Annotated in this window: 16 protein-coding genes; 9 read left to right on the top strand and 7 right to left on the bottom strand. The window is 46.5% G+C overall.

Going from position 1 to position 19,005, the window contains the following annotated elements; genetic code table 11:
- Positions 1-11: 11 nt before the first annotated feature.
- Positions 12-1,388, bottom strand: a complete 1,377-nt coding sequence (ffh, locus tag ACFO4O_RS01575; protein WP_382405532.1) for a signal recognition particle protein — start codon at positions 1,386-1,388, stop codon at positions 12-14.
- Positions 1,389-1,519: 131 nt separating this feature from the next.
- Here ffh and ACFO4O_RS01570 point away from each other — a divergent pair, with 131 nt between their 5' ends.
- Both ACFO4O_RS01570 and ACFO4O_RS01565 read left to right on the top strand, forming a co-directional pair.
- Positions 1,520-2,320, top strand: a complete 801-nt coding sequence (locus ACFO4O_RS01570; protein ID WP_382405531.1) for a cytochrome C assembly family protein — start codon at positions 1,520-1,522, stop codon at positions 2,318-2,320.
- A gap of 48 nt (positions 2,321-2,368) precedes the next feature.
- A complete protein-coding gene (locus ACFO4O_RS01565) occupies positions 2,369-3,673 on the top strand; it encodes an HlyC/CorC family transporter (protein WP_382405530.1) in 1,305 nt (434 codons plus the stop codon).
- Here ACFO4O_RS01565 and ACFO4O_RS01560 read toward each other — a convergent pair.
- Together ACFO4O_RS01560 and ACFO4O_RS01555 are read right to left on the bottom strand one after the other, a co-directional pair.
- Complete coding sequence (locus tag ACFO4O_RS01560) at positions 3,667-3,858, bottom strand: hypothetical protein (RefSeq protein WP_382405529.1); 192 nt, start codon at positions 3,856-3,858, stop codon at positions 3,667-3,669. The two genes, ACFO4O_RS01565 and ACFO4O_RS01560, sit on opposite strands and share 7 nt — an antisense overlap.
- Before the next feature lie 20 nt (positions 3,859-3,878).
- Positions 3,879-4,391, bottom strand: a complete 513-nt coding sequence (locus ACFO4O_RS01555; protein ID WP_382405528.1) for a SixA phosphatase family protein — start codon at positions 4,389-4,391, stop codon at positions 3,879-3,881.
- 125 nt (positions 4,392-4,516) lie between these two features.
- On the opposite strand from ACFO4O_RS01555, the gene ACFO4O_RS01550 reads away from it, so the two are divergent.
- Positions 4,517-7,282, top strand: coding sequence for an insulinase family protein (locus tag ACFO4O_RS01550; RefSeq protein WP_382405527.1), 2,766 nt, complete (start codon positions 4,517-4,519; stop codon positions 7,280-7,282).
- A gap of 35 nt (positions 7,283-7,317) precedes the next feature.
- Here ACFO4O_RS01550 and ACFO4O_RS01545 read toward each other — a convergent pair whose 3' ends face one another.
- From ACFO4O_RS01545 to ACFO4O_RS01530, 4 genes are all read right to left on the bottom strand, one after another.
- On the bottom strand, positions 7,318-7,521 hold the full coding sequence (locus ACFO4O_RS01545) for a hypothetical protein (RefSeq protein WP_382405526.1): 204 nt from the start codon (positions 7,519-7,521) through the stop codon (positions 7,318-7,320).
- A 192-nt stretch (positions 7,522-7,713) separates the two neighbouring features.
- Positions 7,714-9,825: a fatty acid oxidation complex subunit alpha FadJ gene (fadJ, locus tag ACFO4O_RS01540; protein WP_382405525.1), complete on the bottom strand. Its 2,112-nt coding sequence runs from the start codon at positions 9,823-9,825 to the stop codon at positions 7,714-7,716.
- Positions 9,825-11,135 carry an acetyl-CoA C-acyltransferase FadI gene (gene fadI / locus ACFO4O_RS01535; protein ID WP_382405523.1) on the bottom strand — a complete coding sequence of 437 codons (1,311 nt, stop codon included), beginning with the start codon at positions 11,133-11,135 and terminating at the stop codon, positions 9,825-9,827. The genes fadJ and fadI overlap by 1 nt, the downstream gene beginning before the upstream one ends.
- A gap of 157 nt (positions 11,136-11,292) precedes the next feature.
- Positions 11,293-11,439 carry a hypothetical protein gene (locus tag ACFO4O_RS01530; protein ID WP_382405522.1) on the bottom strand — a complete coding sequence of 49 codons (147 nt, stop codon included), beginning with the start codon at positions 11,437-11,439 and terminating at the stop codon, positions 11,293-11,295.
- A gap of 199 nt (positions 11,440-11,638) precedes the next feature.
- On the opposite strand from ACFO4O_RS01530, the gene ACFO4O_RS01525 reads away from it, so the two are divergent.
- The 6 genes from ACFO4O_RS01525 to ACFO4O_RS01500 are packed head-to-tail and all read left to right on the top strand — an operon-like array spanning position 11,639 to position 18,992.
- Positions 11,639-12,607 carry an AAA family ATPase gene (locus tag ACFO4O_RS01525; RefSeq protein WP_382405520.1) on the top strand — a complete coding sequence of 323 codons (969 nt, stop codon included), beginning with the start codon at positions 11,639-11,641 and terminating at the stop codon, positions 12,605-12,607.
- A 36-nt stretch (positions 12,608-12,643) separates the two neighbouring features.
- The gene (locus ACFO4O_RS01520; protein ID WP_382405519.1) at positions 12,644-13,657 is read left to right on the top strand and encodes a DUF58 domain-containing protein; all 1,014 of its coding nucleotides are present in this window, start codon (positions 12,644-12,646) and stop codon (positions 13,655-13,657) included.
- Positions 13,654-14,208 carry a DUF4381 domain-containing protein gene (locus ACFO4O_RS01515; RefSeq protein WP_382405518.1) on the top strand — a complete coding sequence of 185 codons (555 nt, stop codon included), beginning with the start codon at positions 13,654-13,656 and terminating at the stop codon, positions 14,206-14,208. Before ACFO4O_RS01520 ends, ACFO4O_RS01515 begins: the two co-directional genes overlap by 4 nt.
- Positions 14,201-15,217, top strand: coding sequence for a vWA domain-containing protein (locus ACFO4O_RS01510; RefSeq protein ID WP_382405517.1), 1,017 nt, complete (start codon positions 14,201-14,203; stop codon positions 15,215-15,217). Before ACFO4O_RS01515 ends, ACFO4O_RS01510 begins: the two co-directional genes overlap by 8 nt.
- On the top strand, positions 15,217-17,208 hold the full coding sequence (locus ACFO4O_RS01505; RefSeq protein ID WP_382405516.1) for a vWA domain-containing protein: 1,992 nt from the start codon (positions 15,217-15,219) through the stop codon (positions 17,206-17,208). The genes ACFO4O_RS01510 and ACFO4O_RS01505 overlap by 1 nt, the downstream gene beginning before the upstream one ends.
- On the top strand, positions 17,208-18,992 hold the full coding sequence (locus ACFO4O_RS01500; RefSeq protein WP_382405514.1) for a BatD family protein: 1,785 nt from the start codon (positions 17,208-17,210) through the stop codon (positions 18,990-18,992). Before ACFO4O_RS01505 ends, ACFO4O_RS01500 begins: the two co-directional genes overlap by 1 nt.
- Positions 18,993-19,005: the final 13 nt, after the last annotated feature.

Here is a 19,005-nt window from a genome sequence, read left to right as displayed (position 1 = left end):
TTTACCTATGACTATCGGGGAGGGAAACCACCGCCCATACCACCTGGTGGCATCATACCGCCCATGCCTCGCATCATTTTTTTCATGTTGCCGCCGCCCATTTTTTTCATCATTTTTTGCATCTGAGTGAACTGCTTCAACAAGCGGTTAACGTCTTGTATTTGTGTGCCAGAGCCTGCCGCGATTCGCTTTTTACGTGAGCCTTTTATCACATCTGGGCGCTGGCGTTCACCGGGCGTCATAGAATTTATAATCGCTTCCATTTGAGTGAATTGCTTATCGTTAGCTTGGTCCTTAATTTTGGCAGACATCCCGCCCATACCGGGCATTTTGTCAATCAAGGACATCATGCCGCCCATGTTGCGCATTTGCTCAAGTTGTTCTTTAAAGTCTTGCAAATCAAAGCCCTTGCCCTTTTGCACTTTTCGGGCAAGCTGCTCTGCTTTTTTACGGTCTACCTTGCGCTCAACATCTTCAATCAGGCTCAATACGTCACCCATGCCCAGAATGCGTGAAGCGATACGCTGCGGATGAAACGGTTCGAGGGCGTCTAGTTTTTCGCCCATACCTAAGAATTTAATCGGCTTGCCGGTAATGTGTTTTACTGATAGCGCAGCACCGCCTCTGGCATCACCATCGGCTTTAGTCAATATCACACCCGTCAGCGGTAGCGCCTGATTAAAAGCCAGTGCGGTGTTGGCTGCGTCTTGGCCCGTCATGGCATCTACTACAAAGAGCGTCTCAACTGGGTTTACCGCCTCATGTAATGCTTTGATTTCGGCCATCATAGCCTCGTCAACGGCTAAACGACCCGCAGTATCAACAATCAATACCTCAATAAACTTCATTTTGGCATGAGCAATAGCCGCGTTTACAATATCAACAGGCTTTTGCATGATGTTTGAGGGGTAAAACTCTACCTCTACTTCACTGGCAAGTGTTTCAAGCTGCTTGATAGCCGCTGGACGATATACATCGGCACTAACCACGAGCACTTTTTTCTTCTCACGCTCTTTGAGGTGCTTCGCTAACTTACCCACACTGGTGGTTTTACCCGCACCCTGTAAACCGGCCATCATAATGACCGCAGGCGGGGTGGCGGCAAGATTCAAGCCTTGGTTAGTATCTCCCATGGCCTGCTCAAGTTCGCTTTGAACGATCTTAATGAACATTTGACCGGGTTTAAGGCTTTTAGAGACTTCTACGCCTAATGCGCGCTCTTTGACTTTACCGATAAAGTCTTTTACTACAGGAAGCGCTACGTCAGCCTCAAGCAGCGCCATACGGACTTCGCGCAGGGTATCTTTAATATTGTCTTCGGTGAGGCGACCTTTGCCGCTGATATTCTTAAGGGACTGGCCTAATCTATCTGTTAAATTCTCAAACATATATTTATAAATAATTTTTCGCTAACGTTAGAATGAGTATACAATAAACCTAGTCGTATTCGGAATCTTTGCGGTAACTTTATCTTTTTACCCATACACCTTCTGTAGACAGTTAGCATCAGGGTCTTTAAATGAGTTTAGCCACCACAGTCTCCGTCATTAGTATCCTGCTATATGCCATTGCAGGCACGCTGTTTGCGCGCGAGTTCTTTGAACAACGCATCAACCGGACTAAATACGCCAGCATTTTGCTCATGGCGGCGGCGTTTGCGCATTTAATAGTGTTGATTATGGCCACGCGCGGACATCAGAACGAACAGCTCAGCCTCACCTTTGTCGCAGCGCTGCTAGCGCTGCTTATTACTTTGACCATGCTTGTTGCAAATAGGTATATCCGAAATTTAGTATTTTTGCCCATTGTCTGTTTTTTCTCTGCCCTGTTTGTTCTCTTGCATCACGTTTTTCCGGCGACTACCGGCATTAGTTTAAATATGAGCATGGGCTTGGTCAGTCATATTCTTTTGTCCCTTGTTGCCTTTGGCGTATTGGGTATTAGCACGCTGTACGCGTGCCAGCTCAGTTTTATCAATTATCAACTCAAGCAAAAAAGTAAGATGATGTTGCACTCTGGCTTGCCTCCTCTCATGTCGGTTGAAAATATACTCTATAAACTAATGACACTCGGCGCTGTACTTCTGGCCGTTGCACTAGCCTCAGGATTTATTTTTGTGCCTAATATGTTTGCCGACGGCTACGCACACAAAACACTGCTTAGCAGTCTCGCCTTATTGACATTTATTGTTGCTTTAGTGCTACATAAAAGCATTGGCCTTAAAGCGCGCAGCGCGGTCATTTTCAATCTCACTGGCATCATTCTCCTTGGCTTGGGATATTTTGGCAGTCGCATCGTAAAAGAATGGTTAATCCACTAGACCGATTATGTTTTTATCTCGTTTTACATTCCCTAAAGGAACTTCACCTTGGACCAAATAGACACTACGACCCTAACTATTGCTTTAGGTGTACTGATATTAATGTCAGCCTATTTCTCAAGCTCTGAAACCGGGCTAATGACCATCAACCGTTATCGCCTTAAGCACCTTGCAAATGAGGGTAAGGCCGGCGCTATACGCTCGCAAAAACTGCTTGAACGCCCAGACCGCCTAATTGGCTTAATTTTAATAGGCAATAATTTGGTCAACATTGCCGCTACCGTTGTTGCCACTGCCCTTTTTGACCGATTGTTTGGTCCTATCTACGGACCGATTGTAACGATGATTGGTTTGACGCTAATTATCTTGGTATTTGCAGAAGTCACGCCAAAGACCTTTGCTGCCTTATATCCAGAAAAGATTGCCTTCCCAAGCTCATTTTTTCTGCTTCCGCTGTCGTATTTACTTACGCCACTGGTAAAATTTGTCAACGCCATCACAAACGGTGTGTTGATGTTGCTACGGATAAACACCACCGGTGGCAGCGGCGACTCACTTAGCCGAGAAGAGCTGCGTACCGTCGTGCATGAAGCCGGCGCCATGATCCCACAGAAACACCAAGACATGCTGGTAAGCATTCTCGATCTAGAAAAAGTCACCGCCGAAGACATTATGGTACCGCGCAGCGAAATCTTTGCGCTCGACATTAACGATGATTGGAAGTTACTCCAGAAAAAGCTTACTCATTCTCAGCACACTCGTGTTCTCTTGTATCGCGACAGCATCGATGATGCAGTGGGTTTTGTGCATGTGCGCGATGCCCTTCGTTTGTTGTCAAAAGACCAATTTACTAAGGCGTCTATGCTCAGAGCAGTGCGCGAAATTTACTACACACCCGATTCAACGCCCCTGCATACTTTGATGTATAAGTTTCAAGCTGAGCGCGAACGAATCGGGTTAGTGGTAGATGAATACGGTGATATTCAAGGCCTCGTTACCTTAGAGGATATACTCGAGGAAATTATCGGTGATTTCACTACCAGCATGCTTCCTGACTACCATAAAGAGGCCATGTTGCAACAAGACGGTAGCTTCTTAGTCGACGGCAGCACCAACATTCGCGAGCTTAACAAAGAGCTTGATTGGAAGTTTCCGATTGATGGGCCAAAAACCCTGAACGGGCTCATTATTGAATACCTAGAAGAAATACCCGAGAACAATATTAGCCTGCGGCTAGCTGGCTACCCTGTTGAGATTGTGGATATAAGCGGTAACATGATTAAAACAGTGCGGGTACAGCCTGAATACTATCGAGACCCAAACCAGACCCGTGAAGAAGCAGAGCGTCAGTAGTCGCGCTTGGCTCTGTTAGCAAGCGCTTTAGCTTTGATAGCTTCAATCTTTACATTGAGGTCATCTAATTTATGAACGAGCTTGTTGAGCTCGTCGTCGTCGGGAATATCTGCTGACATAGCATGCTGCTTTAACGACAGTCTAAGGGCGCTTGGCAATGACAATTTGTGCATAACTTTTTGCATAGTAATAGCGCCCTCCTCTACTAAATACTTTGATATAAGGCGATTTGCTGACCAATATGAGTGGTCGGGTCGTAGTCGATGATAAGAATATCGGCAGTATCAAAGATTTTTCCATTAAAACCTGTACACACTTTGTCGGCAAGCAGACTGACCAGAGGCATATGACTTATCAGCATCAAATGTTCAGGCGTTTTGCTATCTGCAGTCTCTGTGCCGCCGTTTTGTTGATGCAAAATGCCATCAATAAAATCATGCACATCATTTGCCCTTCCCATAGGCGTGATTAAATCGGTGTCGTGTTTTTGGTTAAAGTGCATATGTTCACTCACCGCATCATAGGTTTGCTGCGTGCGCAAATAAGGACTCACCCATACTTGGTCGATACTTGCAGCTAACCCTCGCCCAGTAAAATAGTCAGATAGGCGCTTTCCCGCGTTCGCAGATTGAGTAAGCCCGAAGCGTGTTAACGCTCTGGATTTATCATTGGCTTGGTAAGGCGTTGCCTCACCATGACGCATTATTATCAATATCATATTAAAGTAATCTGACCTATAGACGCTATTAGATACAACAGCAAACCTGTTTATTGTTAACGACAGTTTGCACACTTCCTTTACAACGCGCTATGCTTACTTAGGCGTTACATCTAGAGATATCTGTGTATTTATTAAAAAGTACAGACCAAAACCTAGTTGTCGAAACACTTCCTAACGGCTTAAAGCTGGCTATTATCCGAAGTGACGCAACGCCTGTGCCCATTGTTTCGGTATCGGTAGCTGCAGGACAATATCACGAGACTACTCAGTGCTACGGTTTTTCTCATCTTTTAGAGCATATGATTTTTCATCGCAGCAAGCGCGGCGAACATGAGGATGCACTCGAAAAGCATGTCGCCAGCCAAGGTGGCTATATTAACGGTTGGACCCATGCGTGTCATACTAATTTTCATCTTAGCTGCCATCAAAGTGGTTTTATTTCAGCGCTTAAAATGCTTTGGAATAAAATCACCCATCCATCTTTTTCAATTGATGGGATAAAAAGTGAGATTGCTGCAATTGAGCAAGAATTTAGGCTCAAGCAGCAAGACCCTGTCAGGGGCTTATTCTCGGTCAAAAAAGCGATTGCCAATCAAGCGCATCCGTTTCATCGCTTTACCGTAGGGAATGCGCAAACATTCTCTAAACAAAGCTTAGATGAATTACAAAGCTCGCTTATCGAGCACCATGAAAACTACTTCCATTCAGGCAATATTGCTGTCTGTATAAAACTACCGCGCCATGACGCTTATAACGACTTGCCTTTTGATGACTTGCCATTTAACGACTTATTAGGCCAAGCAAAGCATATATTATCAGCTGGGATTGCTGAAAAACCAGCGAACCATGCACTGCAACTCCCTGCATTATATACACAAGACATGCAGAATATTTGGGTAAACCTGAGAGTCAAACATTCCTATTGCCAATTGGTATTATGTTGGTTAGTTGATAAGCAGGATGAAGTCGTTGATGCTTACGCACTAAAAATGCTGCGCAAACAGTTTGAAAGTAAACACAAGCAAGGCGTCTTCGATATCTTTGCTATGAAAAAATGGATAAGAGCAATTACCTTTACCGGCGGTATCGAACAAGACAAGTGCGAAGAATTACAACTGCATCTTACGCTCTCTCCTAGCGGTGCAAAGAACAAAGAAAATATTATAGCCTTGGTAACTGGCTACATCCGTTTCTTAGGCCAAAGTCAGTTGGCAAACTGGCGATTTAATGAATTAGAGAAGCAAGAGAATCTATTTGCTAAATATGGCAACAAACGCGACCCTATCGAGGCCTGTATTGAGACGGCTCAATCTCTGCATGAGGGAAACAACAAAAGCGACAATAGTTCACTGCCTCAGCACAGCTTTCATCAAGCCAAAACTCGCATCCAAGAAATCGTTAGGCAAATGGCGGAATCAATACATCATGTCTACTTTATAGATGAACACGCTGCAGTTGATAAAACAACCGAGTTCTATGATGTGCCGTATAGCGTTCAATCTTTACCAAGTATTTCAGCAGATACACAAACACCATTCATGCTAGCACCACAAAATGCGTATGTCAGTGCACAGCTGCTTATGGTAACGCCAGAACTTCCGTCAGGCACTGTTAAAGTATTTGATAACCACGGTGTGAAGCTCAAATTTGCGCAAGTAATCAAAGACTCTCAGCCCTGCGGAGATTGTTTTATCTCTGTTAATAGCCCCGCGATGTGTGCCACTTTAGAGCACACAGTCAGCAAAAAAATATGGGTAGAAGCGCTCGAAAAATATTTGCAGCGACGCTTTTATCAGGCGACTGACGCAGGTATCGCGTTTCGCGTGTACGGTCATCAGCATGGGCTAACGATACACACCACAGGCTTTAGCGACAAACAACTGATGCTGTGCATCGAAATCGTGAACTGCATGATTGCATTTAGGCTTAATCGTGACGAATTTGACCACGGAAAAGAAGTTATCAATAAGCGATTAAGCAATAGCTTGGTGCAAAAACCCATAAACCAAATGTTCGCGAACCTAAATACGCTTATTCAAGGGGATACATTTTCCATTAAGCAGCAGGTAAACGCAGTAAAATCATTGGCTTTTGAAACGCTGAATGCACATCAAGGCGAGTTTTTTCAAAAAGTATGCGTAGAGGCTCTGATGGTGGGTAACTGGCGTTTATTTGCAGCGCAGCGCATGCATCAGCAGTTACAGGGGCGCTTAACGGCCAAAAGTCTATGGCAAAAACCAAAGATTACGGCAAATTATATTGAGCAGGGGTGCCTGCCAAAGTTGCACGCGATTGACAGTACACAAACTGCCTTGGTGCTTTATCAACAGCTAAAAGAAATAGACGACGGCGTGTATTATTTGAAAGAACATGCCACCGCAATTTGTTTGATGCTAGAGCATATATTAAGCCCCCATGTATTTCTGCGTCTGCGTAATGAGCAGCAGTTAGCCTATCTTGTAGGCGCTGGCTATAAACCCATTAATGCGCAAGCAGGTATCGCCATTTACCTGCAGTCTTCTGAAGCAGGCGCGAGCCAATTATACAGAGGCATTATGAGCGTCATTGAGCAGATGCTAGATAACTGGGAGGAAACCGAAGAAGAAATTGAACAGGCGCGCCCTCGAGTGATAGAGCAGTGCAAGCCCTTAGACAAAGACATCGCAAGTACTGCACGGCGACTTTGGGCAAACTTCGACAGCAGTAACGGGTTTTATGATTACAAACGCCTGCAGGCGTCAATCGCAAACGTGAGCGGTGAAGATTTAAAGCACACGCTTGCTAAACTCATGCACCCAGGCGCGGGTCAAGCATTGTTGACAAATGATACTCAAGCCGCGTCCCACGAAGACTTTGCACATTTTACTCACCGGCCCAACGTGCAATAGCTGTTTTGGTTATGCGTTTTGCTTATGCGTTTTGCTTATGCGTCTAAGTAAACGCTATCGAAGCCAGCAACCTTGCGTAAAGCCATACGTTTTGTGATTTGGAACATGGGTAAGAGCATTGGACCTAACACGATGGCCGCAAGTGCCCACTTTCGCTTTTCAAGTCCGTAAATCACCGCTTCGATATACATGTATACCATCGACAGGGCAAAGCTAAGTACTAATAAAATTGTAAACATCTAGCAACTCCATACATTGAAGTGAATGCCCCTTACGCAAAATCGAAAATCTACCCTTTGGGCGACTGCGCAGATGACAACTGTGGGGACGAAGGGCATCGCGCAAGAGCATTAGAGCATCAATTTCACAGCTTTAACATGAAAAATCCGGCTTAAGCCGGATTTTTAACACTTAATTAACCAAAAAATGACTTATTTATAAAAGGTTTCTTGATTTTTGTTCATGCGCACTAAAATATCAGCTGGTGTATATTTATCACTGTAACTGGCACTGTAATGCTCTAAACGCCCTACCAAGTGAGCAAGACCTAGCTCATCCATGTAGCGAAATGGTCCGCCCAAGAACGGCGGAAAGCCAATGCCAAAAATCGCACCAATGTCACCATCGCGAGCATTGCGAATAACGCCCTCTTCCAAACAGCGCGCGGCTTCATTCAGCATAAGCAAAACACAGCGCTCAACGACGGTCGCATCTGTATACTTTGTGACCGGCGATATGCCTAATAACTCATATACAGACTCATCTACCTCTTTACCGTTGTTTTTACCCTTGTAATCGTAAAAACCCGCTTGGTTTTTCTTTCCTTTACGGTCGTTTTCTAGGAGCTTGTCAAAAGCATCTGGTGCAGAGAAACGCTCACCAAACTGTCCTTTTAAAATAGGTATGATTTTAGTGCCTACATCTATCCCTACTTCGTCTAACAGCTTAAACGCACCCACAGGAAACCCGAACTTAACCAAGGCCTTGTCTATCGCATCAACGGGTTGTCCTTCCATAGCCAAATAGCCGGCCTCACTCATGTAAGGAGCTAAAATCCTATTTACATAAAATCCAGCGCCGTCTTTCACCACAATCGGAGTTTTGCCTTGACGTTTGGCAAACTCTACCGTGCTTGAAATGACTTGGTCAGACGTCGATGCGTGAGGAATAACCTCAGCAAGCGGCATTTTGTCTACCGGTGAGAAATAGTGCAAACCTACAACATTTTCAGGACGTGCAGCCTTAGCAGCAATATCAGCGATGGGTATAGACGATGTATTAGACGCAAAAATAACGTCTTTACCGCAATGCTCCTCTATCTGCGCGACCATATCCTGCTTCAGGCCTAAGTCTTCGAACACTGCTTCAACTACAATATCGTTGTTTTTATAACCGCTATAGTCCAAGCAGCCAGTGATCATAGCGAGTTGCTGCTGCATCTCAGATGCGCGCATGAAGCGTTTTTTCACTTTAGCATTTAAGATGTCGTAGCTGTATTTGAGTGCACCGGCTATGCCATTCTCGTTGATATCTTTAATGCGCACTGGCACTTTTGCTTTTGTTGCGGTAACAAAGGCAATACCGCCGCCCATCAGGCCGCCGCCTAAAACACCCGCCTTTTTAATCGGCTTGGGAGAAACACCCTCTACCCCATTTTCTTTTTTCATTTCGGTGGTGGCAAAAAATATTTCACGAAGCTGTTTTGACTCTTTTGTCATAACCAACTTGCCAAATAAGCGCGCTTCTGTCGCGTATCCTTTTTTGGGATTATCTAAGCCTGCCTCGATGCTGTCTATGATGTACATCGGCGCTGGGTAGTTGCCTTTGGTTTTGGCAAGCGTAGCTTCTCTGGCCTTACGAAACATGATTTTACGACCCAAGCTAGTATTCTCTAGCATTTTGTCGGCCATCGATTTATTGGCTTCGTGCTTAGACTTTGGCGTCGCTGCATATTTAATCGCGACATCCATCAATATGGTTTGCGGCACCATATCATCTACAATACCGTATTTTTTAGCTTGTTTTGCGCGTGCCGGAGCACCCGTTAGCATCATCTTCATGGCTTGCTGCACGCCAATCAGCACTGGTAGTCTCTGTGTGCCGCCACTGCCCGGGAGTAAGCCTAACTGCACTTCAGGTAAGCCAAGCTGTGTCTTTGAACTGTCGCTGCATATGCGATAGTTACACGCCAAAGCTAGCTCTAAACCGCCGCCTAGAGCAGGACCGTGAATTGCAGCAACAAAAGTTTTGCTCATCGCTTCAATGCGGTCGAATATCTGTTGTCCAGCGACCGATAAGGCCTCGGCATCTTCGCTCGACTGGCAAGCAGCAAGCATCGACACATCGGCCCCTGCAACAAAAGAGTCTTTTTTACCGCTTGCTACAACGACACCTTTGATATCTGCATCGTTCTCTATGTCGTCTAATATGGCTGAAATCTCATCGCCAAAATCGGCTTTTAAGGTATTCATGGATTCACCCGGTACATCCATGGTTAAAATCGCAATACCGTCGTCTCGTTTCTCAAGGCTAAAAGCACTCATTATTCTGTCTCCACAATCATAGCTGCACCAAGTCCGCCTGCTGCACATGCTGTCAGCAATCCTGTTCCACCGCCCTTACGGTTGAGGTCATTGAGCATCTGCGTGATCATGCGCGTGCCCGTGGCAGCAAAAGGATGTCCATAAGCAATCGAGCTACCCATTTGGTTGAACTTGTCCATGTCAATTTCACCGGTGGCTTTTTTCCTACCGAGTTTCTCTTGTGCAAATTTGTCACTGGCAAACATTTTTACGTTGGCAAGCGTTTGAGCGGCAAACGCCTCATGCATTTCAATCAGCGTAAGGTCAGACAAACTCATGCCCGCTCTATCGAGCGCTATAGGCGTTGCGTATGACGGTCCCATAAGCATATCTTCGAGCACGCCAATCGCCGCAAACGCGTAGCTTTTGATATATCCAAGGGGTTTATAACCCATTGCTTTCGCTTTACTTTCGGTCATCATCAACACCGCTGACGCACCGTCTGTGAGCGGCGTTGCGTTTGCGGCCGTGACCGAGCCATACTTCTTATCAAATACAGGTTTTAGCTTGGCATAGCCTTCAAGCGTTGAGTCAAAGCGTACATTGTTGTCCTTTGACAATGCCCCTTTGTAGGGCTCGGCATAAGCGGTCATCACTTCATGACTTAAATGGCCTGCCTCCCAATTTTGTGCCGCGAGAGAATGTGAGCGATGTGCTAAGGCATCTTGTTCCTGTCGGCTAATACCATGACTTTTTGCCATTTGCTCCGCCGTTTGTCCCATCGACAAACCGGTAGAATACTCTGCAACGGCAGGAGGGACTGGCATAAGGTCTTTCACACCCAATTTCTTAAAGATATTGAATTTTTGACCCGCTGTTTTTGCTTTCTGTAGGTCTACCAAGGCTCGCGCAAGGTTTTTAGACACGCCAATTGGCGACACAGATGTTGAGTCGGCGCCACCAGCAATACCCACTTCAATATTGCCCACCATCATCGATTCTAATACGTTAACTGTAGACTGGAAGCTCGTAGCGCAAGCTCTTGACACACTGTATGCATCGGTATGCACGCCCATGCCCGTGCCTAACACAACTTCTCGAGCAATGTTCGGAGCTTCTGGCATCTGTACAACTTGCCCATAAACAACCTGTTCAATAATGGCCGGGTCCACATCATTGCGGATCATTAACTCATTCACTACCATTTTGGCTAAATCCACTGCAGGGACACCATGGAAATAGGTGGCCATTTTTGCAAATGGCGTGCGTAAACCTGCGACTATCGCAATTCGGTCTCCCGCCTGCGTTTTCAAATTCTGTTTATTCGACATTGTGTTTCCTCAACTGTGAAGCGAGCCTCTAATCTGGTCTGACCACATGATTGTGACGCGATTGTGACAAACTACAGCGCCAAACGCAAATTTATCAAACATAGCTAATGCTGGTATAGAGTTTTAGCATAGCTCAAATAATAAACAAGGCGCTGTCTTATTTTAATTGCGCACCTGCTGATTCGTGTGCTGAGTCATCTGCTGCAGGTATGCACTCGAGCGTATTGGGCAAAAATGCGTGTTCGCCTAAGCTTGAACAAAATATAGGCAGTTTTTCAGCGCTATCAGCGCTATTAATAATCATGCGAGAACTCAAGGAGATTTTCATGGTCTCAAAAAGCTGTTACTAGACTAGGAGCATTTACGGTAACGATTTACGCGGTGATCAGCATATGCACCAATCAGCATATAATTAATGGCTCTATGCTTGAGTTTTGTACCTTCGCCCCTATATCCATCGTATTGAATATTAATCATTTATTGATATCTAAACAGGTCGCTACATGGCAGTAAAGCAAATACAACAACTATTATCCCATTTAGATTCTCAGGTCATCGGCCAGACTGAACTGACTCAGTCCATCGTCATTGCGCTTCTTGCCGACGGTCACATTCTGGTAGAAGGTCCTCCAGGGCTTGCAAAAACACGCGCAATCAATGCGCTTTCTGACGGTATCGAAGCAAACTTTCATCGCGTGCAATTTACCCCCGACTTACTGCCTGCAGACCTAACGGGTACCGATATATATCGCCCTGAAACTGGCGAGTTTATCTTTCAACAAGGTCCTCTGTTTCACAACCTTGTACTCGCAGACGAAATTAACCGTGCGCCGGCTAAAGTGCAATCAGCATTGCTAGAGGCGATGGCAGAACGACAAATTACTGTGGGCAGTAAAACGTACACCCTTCCCGACTTGTTTTTAGTCATGGCAACGCAAAATCCATTAGAGCAAGAAGGAACCTACCCTCTGCCTGAGGCTCAGCTAGACCGTTTTTTAATGCACATTGAGATTGACTATCCCAACGCAGATACCGAGCTTAAGATTTTAAAGTTGAACCGAGGTGAGACCCTCGATGAGATAAATCACGCGCTGCCAAAAGATGTCGCCAAGCTATCTCAGCTAGACATTACCTCTGCGCGGAAGTCGCTGTTAGAACTTCATATGGCTGATGCAATAGAGCAATACATTGTGCAATTGATTATGGCCACTCGCCAGCCGCAGGCTTACTCAGACGAACTGCGCCAATGGATAGAAATCGGCGCCAGTCCGCGCGCAACCATTGCATTAGAACGCTGCGCCCGCGCTCACGCGTGGCTCCATGAGCGTGACTTTGTTAGCCCTGAAGACGTACAAGCGGTGTTGCATAATGTTTTGCGCCACCGCCTCATACTGACATATCAAGCGCAGGCACAAGGGATTGATAGCAACAAGGTTATCACTCAAATTATGCAATTAGTGCCGGTTCCTTAAGCAAACGCGTCCATAGGTAGCAATGGTTACAAACAGATGCAAGTAAATACGGTCAGTTACGAACTCGATAAGCTCAAGAGCAACGGCATTGAACTGTCGATGGCAGAGCTCGTTCAGGTAAAAAACTTGTCAGACATGCTGTCTTTAGCGCCAAAACACAAGGCGGCCAGTCAAATGGCCGGTGCAGAGCGCTCGCTTTTTAAAGGCAGAGGAATGGAATTTGACGAAGCGCGTCATTACCAGCCGGGCGATGACATTCGCAGCATTGACTGGCGGGTGACCGCTCGCACTGGCAAAACACATACAAAGATTTTTAGAGAAGAGCGTGAACGACCCATATTTGTTTTTCTAGACGTAAGTGCAAGTATGCATTTTGGCACCCAGCTCTTATTCAAATCGGTGCAGGCGGCGCATGTTGCGGCACTTATATGTTGGGCGGGTGTGGCTCGAGGCGATAAGCTGGGTGGGATTGTATTTAATGACACCCAAGACATTGAGTGCAAACCTCGAGCACAGACCAAAAATGCTCTGCATTTTCTGCAATCGGTCGTTAGCTTGCAAAACCGTTCGGTAACCGAGGCCTTGAGCAATGCAGCCACAGTTGAGCGTGGGTCAAATGCACACACCGGCGGCGCTGCTTTTTTAAACGCATTGCAGCGCATGCACTACCTCGCAAAGCCGGGCAGTTTAATTCATTTGATTTCAGACTGTGAGCATCTGTCTGATGAACATTTAGCGTTGCTAGGCGACTTGAGCCGTCATTGTGAGGTGCAAGTCAGCGTGATCAGAGACCCGTTTGAACTAGCGTTACCGCCCACACCAAACACGCAAATATTAAGCGTTACCGACGGCAGTCAGCGCGGTACGGTAATACTCGGTGAAAGTGCACAAGCACAGCGCTATCAGCGCCAACAGCGAGACAGACTCACCACACTTAAAAACGCGCTGAATGCCAATGGCATATTTCCAAGAGTGGTAACCGCAGGGATAGCCTTAGAAAAGCAGTTGAGCGGCAACAAACGTGCCTACGAACTTGGGGAAGCAATATGAGTACTTTGCCTCCATTGTCAGCGTTTAAGTGGACGCAGGCGCAAGCTAATAATCTCAATCCAAACGCGGCTAGTCCGCTAGACCAACTTGCCGACATCCACTTGCCGCAGGCTGTCAGTATATGGCCTCCAGCAGTGGGTTACTGGATTGTACTTGCTCTGTTGCTAGGAGCATTTATCACGCTATATTTGTGGAATAGAACGCGCAAGAACAGGCTGAAACCGCGTAATGAGAGTCTAAAAGCGCTTGAAAGCATAAAACCTAGCGATACAAAAGCCTACGCGCAAATCCATCACGTGCTTAAACAAGCCGCACATGCCTACCTGCCCCAACATAAGGTACTTCATTTACACGGCAGTGGCTGGCAATCAGTGCTTACTGGTTTGTATACGCATGGCGATCAAAAACAAATTTGCGCAACACTGCAAGCGCTTGCGGCATGGCAATATGATGAACGCACTGAACTTGAGAACTTCGAGCAAACGCGCACTGCCGCAAGAACGTGGATAAAGCGTGCGCTCCCTCCTAAAAAAGGAGCGCTTGATGTTTGAATTTGTATGGCCTTATGTATTTATTTTGCTGCCGCTCCCCTATTTAGTGCGGCGGTTTATGCCGGCAAAACCAGCGCCTCAATCTGCCGCTCTTCGTGTGCCAAGCCTACAGCGTTTTGATGGTGTGCACACAACAAAGAAAGGAACATCAAGACTCGGTGCTTGCTTGGCTTTTTTGATATGGGTTTTGCTCGTCAGCGCAGCGGCAAGACCACAATGGCTCGGTGAAGCGATATCGATTCCTAGCGAAGGACGCGATCTTATGGTGGCGGTAGACTTATCGGGCAGCATGAAACAAGCCGATATGAAAATTCAAGGCCGCGAGGTAAACCGCCTTTCAATGATTAAATACGTGCTCAGTGATTTTATTGAAAGACGTGTAGGCGACCGACTCGGACTTATACTGTTCGCCGACACTGCGTATTTACAAGCGCCCTTGACCTTTGACCGCGAAACTGTAAAGACCTTACTCGATGAATCTGTGATTGGACTCGTTGGCGAGCGAACCGCGATTGGAGATGCCATTGGCCTAGCGGTGAAGCGCTTTTCAGACAAGCAAGAATCTAACCGCGTGCTGGTGCTGCTCACCGACGGACAAAATACCGCAGGCAATATATCCCCTGAACAAGCGCTGTCGCTTGCTGTGGCGAATAAAGTGACTATCTATACAATCGGTGTTGGCGCAGATGAGCAGGTCGTCAGCAGTTTTTTTGGTCAGCGCACAATTAATCCATCCCAAGACCTAGATGAACGACTACTAAGCGATATCGCTAGGCAAACAGGTGGTCAGTATTTTAGAGCCCGCGATACTGAAGAGCTGAGTAATATATATCAGTTGCTTGACACCTTAGAGCCCATAGAGGGCAACTCTCAAAAAATGCGTCCGCAAAGTGCTTTGTTTTATTATCCTTTAGGGGCAGCGATTGCTCTTGTCGCGTTAGCTTTAGTGTTTAATTTACTGAGAGCGAAAGTGGCGAATTTTGCTCCAGCAAAGACAGGAGAAAGTTGATGCTCAGCGACTTTCACTTTTTAAGACCTGAATTACTGTTATGCGTGCCTGCTCTAATAGCCATTATTTGGCTTTGGATGCGCCTTCGCTTATCGAGTAGCGAGTGGCAGTCGATATTGCCGCAGCACCTGCATCAACGACTGGTTAGCAATAAGAGCAATAAACAAAGCCGTCAGGCGTTTATATGGTTGATGCTCGCATTGAGCATTGCCAGCATTGCAGCGGCAGGCCCCGCCTGGGAAAAACTGCCACAGCCGGTTTATCAGAGCAATTCTGGGCGCGTAGTGGTTATGGACATGTCGCTGTCGATGCGCGCGACCGACGTTACCCCCAGTCGGCTTGCTCGAGCAAAATTTAAAGCCATTGATTTAGTCAACGAAATAAATGATGGTGAGGTAGGGCTTGTGGCCTACGCAGGCGATGCCTTTATTATTAGCCCCTTAACCGACGACATCAGCAATCTTGAAAACTTGATTCCAAGCCTAAGCCCAGAAATTATGCCTAACTCTGGCAGCAACCCCAGCGCAGGCTTATTACAAGCAATTGAGCTTTTAGACAATGCCGGCTACCAAACCGGTCACATTTATTGGATCACCGATGGTATTGAGTATGAGGACGTTAAACCTATTCGTGATTTGCTAAACGATACGCAGTATCAATTTTCTGCACTGACAATTGGCACAGATGAGGGCGCACCTATTAGCATGAATGATGGTAGTTTATTGAAAGATTACAGCGGTGCCATAGTGATCCCCAAAGTTAACTCTGCTTTTCTAGACGACGCACTTAGCCCCAGTAACGGCCGGCAGACGCGCATGTCGATTGACGATACCGATATCAAATCGATGCTCTTGACAAGTCGTCAGTTAGACGCTGTAAAACAAGAGAATAATGAACAAAACACAGGAGATGCTTGGCGCGACATGGGCGCTTATCTTGTTCTGCTGATTTTACCCATTGCACTGTTTATGTTCAGAAAAGGCGTGCTATTTTGCCTCGTGCTTACCGCTTTTACACCACTTTGGCCAGACACGGCCTATGCGCAACAACCCACAAACAAACCGGTACAAGACGAGTCGAAGAATACTTCCCTCACAGAGCGTGCTAAGTGTTGGTTTTTAAACAGCAATCAAAAAGGCGCCGAGGCATTTAATAATGAAAATTATCAAGACGCGGCAGAGTTATTTAAGGACATAAATTGGCGTGCGGCCGCCGCCTATAAGGCGGGTGATTATGAAACCGCCCTGTCTTTGTATCAACAGTCAGATGGCTTAAACAGCATTTACAATAGCGCTAATGCGCTTGCTCAATTAGGTCAGTTAGAAGAGGCTATTGATACTTACGCTAGAGTGTTAAAACTTGACCCTGAACACAAAGAAGCCGCAAAAAATAAAACCGTGCTTGAGGAACTTCTTGAGCAACAACAGCAGCAGCAACAAGACCAGCAACAAGGTGACCAGGGAGATAACTCCGAGTCATCTGATCAAGCTGATTCACAAAACGGGCAAGATAATAGTCAACAAAGCAATAGCGGCCAACAGGGCGATACACAAGGAGAAGGCGGCGAAGAGCAAAACAGCGACGGTGAGCAAAGTGAGGGCGAAAATAAACCCGATGAGGAGCAAAGTCCGGAGAACTCAGGTCAGTCTGAGCAAAGCCAGCAAGACTCTCAAGGGAGCGGTGAATCTGAGCAAGGCCCGCTAGATGAGATGCGTGATGCACAAGGCGAACAGCAATACAACGGTACCGAACAATCATCAGCCCTTCCACAGGAACAAGAGAATGTTGATGAACAAGAAAACGTAGGCAGCGTTCAGGCTATCGACCAAAGTGAGCTTACGCCAGAAGAGCGTGAGCAGATGCAGCGACTTCAGACGCTTATGAATAAGGTGCCCGACGACCCTGCATATTTATTACAGCGAAAAATGTTGATTGAAGCCCAGCGCCGCAAACAATTTGCGCCGCCGACCAAAAACGAGCAGGAGTGGTAATGAAAGTGTTTTATTGGGCCTTTTGTGCTCTGCATGTATTGATGATGGCAAGTATAAGCATGCCGGCAAACGCAGATGTAAGCCAGTTAAGCGCTACGATTGATAAAAATCCAATGCTGATAGATGAATCGGTTACGCTGCAGGTTACTGCCATAGGCGGCGCAGATAGCGATGCCATCGACTTTCTCGTGTTAACAAAAGACTTTCGGGTGAGTCAACCGTCGGTGAGTCAATCGACGCAGATTATAAACTTTGATCGCACGACGAGTACCACTTGGACTTTGCAGCTACTCCCCAAAAAAACCGGCCAGATTACCATCCCTAGTTTTACCATTGACGGAAAAAGCAGCGACCCGATTACGTTAACTGTCCTCCCGGCAGGCCAAGGCACACGCGCACAACCCCGCGACTTTTATGTGACCGCCGAGGTGAGTAATGACACTGTTTACCTGCAGCAGCAGGTAAGATACACGGTAAAGATTTACTTGGCAGGCGATATACAGCGAGGCAGTTTGTCGGAGCCTGTACTTGATGGGGCGGTAATCGAACAGCTAGGTGAAGACAAAGAGTATCAAGAGCTGGTAAATGGCGTGCGTTATCGAGTGATTGAGCGTAACTTTGCGGTATTGCCTCAGGCAAGCGGCAGCTTCACTATAGACGGTCCTGTATTTCAAGCAGAAGTACTAACCAGTACTAGGCAGAGCTTTGCATACTTCAACCGGAGTAAAACAATTAGCAGAATGGCACCCCAAAAAACCATTAATGTGCTGCCAATCCCGCAAGACTATCAATATACATGGCTACCCAGTGAGCGCGTACAGCTCGACGAACAGTGGTCAAATGATGATGCCGCTTCATTCGTGCAGGGTGAACCGATTACGCGCACCGTGACGTTAACAGCACTCGGTTTAATTGAAGAGCAACTGCCTCTAATTGAGGCAAATTATCATCCTAGCTTTAAAACCTATCCTGAGCAGGCCGAAAGGGCAACGGTTCAGCAAAATGAGCGCCTGATTGCGCAATTAGTCCAGCGCACTGCGATAATTCCGGGCGAAACAGGACGGTTTGTTTTGCCAGAAATTCAAGTGCCATGGTTTGACGTTACCACAGGCGAAACGCGCTTTGCCGTGCTACCCGCTAAAACCGTCGAGGTTGTTGCGCCTGCGCAAGCGCAAGGTCAAAATCAAGGTCTGGATCAAGGCCAAGCAAATAGCGAAACAACACAAAACAAGGTGCAATCCTCTGATGACCGCACAGACCTTGCAAACAATGACGAGTTATTGTCATTACCGTCCAGCCCCTTCCCTTTAGTTGTATGGGGCCTTGACCTACTGCATTTTGTTTTGGCCGGAGCAGTGTTAGTTTTCGCAGTCATCACCTTTGTATTAAGGGCCAAAGTCTCGCGCCTGAATGCGCTTTTAGCGAACGGTAGCGAGTATACTCAAGCCTCAGAGCCCTCGGGTTTTGCCAGCAACGAGGCCGATGCGTGGGATGCGCTTGTCAACAGTATAACGGCGAATAATGTTCGCGCTATTCAAAGCAACCTTCGACATTGGCTCGGCGTGCTAACCGGCACTACGATACAGTCGGTTAACAATGCGCTTCTCAAGCTGGATGCAAAAGATGCTGCCGAGGCGTTCAATCAAGCCTTGCAAAGTCAGTATGCCGATACCTCTTCGGCCTACGACGCTCAAGCCCTTAAACAACCTTTAGTAGCATTAAGGGCGAGAGAGCAAAATAAATACAATGGTGGCAGCGCGACAAATATGTATCCGATTGTGTAGGCGCTTCTCTTTA

The organism is Glaciecola siphonariae, from assembly GCF_042652645.1.
GTDB lineage: Bacteria > Pseudomonadota > Gammaproteobacteria > Enterobacterales > Alteromonadaceae > Glaciecola > Glaciecola siphonariae.
Note: the sequence above shows the minus strand (reverse complement) of the source record. Positions and strands in the feature narration are given on the sequence as shown.

What these genes read in the sequence shown, in the direction of transcription:
- ffh (WP_382405532.1), bottom strand. Translation starts at nt 1,388, where the DNA reads ATGTTTGAGAATTTAACAGATAGATTAGGCCAGTCCCTTAAGAATATC.
- ACFO4O_RS01570 (WP_382405531.1), top strand. Translation starts at nt 1,520, where the DNA reads ATGAGTTTAGCCACCACAGTCTCCGTCATTAGTATCCTGCTATATGCC.
- ACFO4O_RS01560 (WP_382405529.1), bottom strand. Translation starts at nt 3,858, where the DNA reads ATGCAAAAAGTTATGCACAAATTGTCATTGCCAAGCGCCCTTAGACTG.
- ACFO4O_RS01555 (WP_382405528.1), bottom strand. Translation starts at nt 4,391, where the DNA reads ATGATATTGATAATAATGCGTCATGGTGAGGCAACGCCTTACCAAGCC.
- ACFO4O_RS01545 (WP_382405526.1), bottom strand. Translation starts at nt 7,521, where the DNA reads ATGTTTACAATTTTATTAGTACTTAGCTTTGCCCTGTCGATGGTATAC.
- fadJ (WP_382405525.1), bottom strand. Translation starts at nt 9,825, where the DNA reads ATGAGTGCTTTTAGCCTTGAGAAACGAGACGACGGTATTGCGATTTTA.
- fadI (WP_382405523.1), bottom strand. Translation starts at nt 11,135, where the DNA reads ATGTCGAATAAACAGAATTTGAAAACGCAGGCGGGAGACCGAATTGCG.
- ACFO4O_RS01530 (WP_382405522.1), bottom strand. Translation starts at nt 11,439, where the DNA reads ATGATTATTAATAGCGCTGATAGCGCTGAAAAACTGCCTATATTTTGT.
- ACFO4O_RS01525 (WP_382405520.1), top strand. Translation starts at nt 11,639, where the DNA reads ATGGCAGTAAAGCAAATACAACAACTATTATCCCATTTAGATTCTCAG.
- ACFO4O_RS01520 (WP_382405519.1), top strand. Translation starts at nt 12,644, where the DNA reads ATGCAAGTAAATACGGTCAGTTACGAACTCGATAAGCTCAAGAGCAAC.
- ACFO4O_RS01515 (WP_382405518.1), top strand. Translation starts at nt 13,654, where the DNA reads ATGAGTACTTTGCCTCCATTGTCAGCGTTTAAGTGGACGCAGGCGCAA.
- ACFO4O_RS01510 (WP_382405517.1), top strand. Translation starts at nt 14,201, where the DNA reads ATGTTTGAATTTGTATGGCCTTATGTATTTATTTTGCTGCCGCTCCCC.
- ACFO4O_RS01505 (WP_382405516.1), top strand. Translation starts at nt 15,217, where the DNA reads ATGCTCAGCGACTTTCACTTTTTAAGACCTGAATTACTGTTATGCGTG.
- ACFO4O_RS01500 (WP_382405514.1), top strand. Translation starts at nt 17,208, where the DNA reads ATGAAAGTGTTTTATTGGGCCTTTTGTGCTCTGCATGTATTGATGATG.